This is a genomic window from Mesorhizobium sp. M7A.F.Ca.US.002.01.1.1, assembly GCF_004022955.1.
GTDB classification, from domain to species: domain Bacteria; phylum Pseudomonadota; class Alphaproteobacteria; order Rhizobiales; family Rhizobiaceae; genus Mesorhizobium; species Mesorhizobium ciceri.
Genome location: NZ_RZQE01000891.1, coordinates 1 through 1,186, shown reverse-complemented (window position 1 = coordinate 1,186; position 1,186 = coordinate 1). Strand labels below are relative to the sequence as shown.

The following is a 1,186-nucleotide window of genomic DNA, read 5'->3' as shown; positions in this document are numbered from 1 at the left end:
ATCTGGAGGCGCTCTGCCTCCGCTCGGAAACATCGCTATACTATTGCCGGACCTGTGTCGCGAAATGAATCGAGCTGTTGCATCACCACAAATTGCCCGTCCGGCTTTCCTGTTGGGGCTGGCAAGCGCGTCGTCGGGCTGCCCATGCGCGAAGATGCAACAGTTGCACGCCAGCTAAATATCCTTGATCATGGCAGTGGCAGTGTGGAGGCATCAAGTGGCGGCCAATCGTCGAACCGGCACGCAGCCGTCGGAACCCGGGCTAGCTGGCATACTTTCCGCTGCTAACGTCCACCCGCGCATGGCATTGCCCACCGTCGCTACCATCGTGACGGCGGTGGCTGCGCTATATTTCGGGCGCGAGGTTTTTCTGCCGATCGCCATCGCGCTGTTGCTGACCTTCGCGCTCGCCCCTGTGGTTTCCGTCCTGAAGCGAGCCGGCATTCCCCGCCTTCCCGCCGTCATCGTCAGTGTGCTCGGTGCATTCGCGGCACTTGCCTTGTTCTCCTTTGTTGTCGCCACGCAGGTCAGCGAACTGGCGCAGAATATTTCGCTCTATCAGGCAAACATCCTGACCAAGGTCAGGTCCCTCAAGGAAACCGGCGTCGGCGGAGGGATCGTTGCCAGACTGAGCGGGGTGATCGAGCGCGTCGGCCAGGAGATTGACAGGCAGGAGCCGTCACAGGCCGCCGCGGACAAGCCACGGCGCGAGCCGGTGCCAGTGGAGGTCGTCGCGCGCGAAAAGCCGCTCCAGGTTCTGCAGAATCTGGTCGGCCCGCTGATCAGTCCGCTGGCGTCGGCAGGGTTGATCGTCATCGTCGTCATCTTCATGTTGCTGGAGCGCGAGGACCTGCGCGATCGTTTCATCCGGCTTGTCGGCTATGGCGATCTTCACCGAACCACCGAGGCGCTCCAGGAGGCCGGCAAGCGGGTCGGCCGGTATCTGCTTATGCAGATGGTCGTGAACATCGTCTACGCCATACCGATCACGGTCGGACTGTGGGTTCTGGGCATACCCAATGCACTGCTATGGGGATTGCTGGCGCTGGCACTGCGCTTTGTTCCCTATATCGGCCCGGTCATTGGCGCGCTGCTGCCGTTGTTCCTGGCGCTGGCCGTCGCGCCTGGCTGGTCGCTGGTGCTGTGGACTGCGGGGCTCTTCGTAGCGATGGAGATGATCACAGGC

Annotated in this window: 1 protein-coding gene; it reads left to right on the top strand. The window is 62.1% G+C overall.

The window, feature by feature from the left end; translation table 11 throughout:
• Positions 1 to 217: 217 nt before the first annotated feature.
• Positions 218 to 1,186 (top strand): AI-2E family transporter (locus EN932_RS36490; RefSeq protein ID WP_164890858.1); only part of this gene is annotated, 969 nt, incomplete at its 3' end.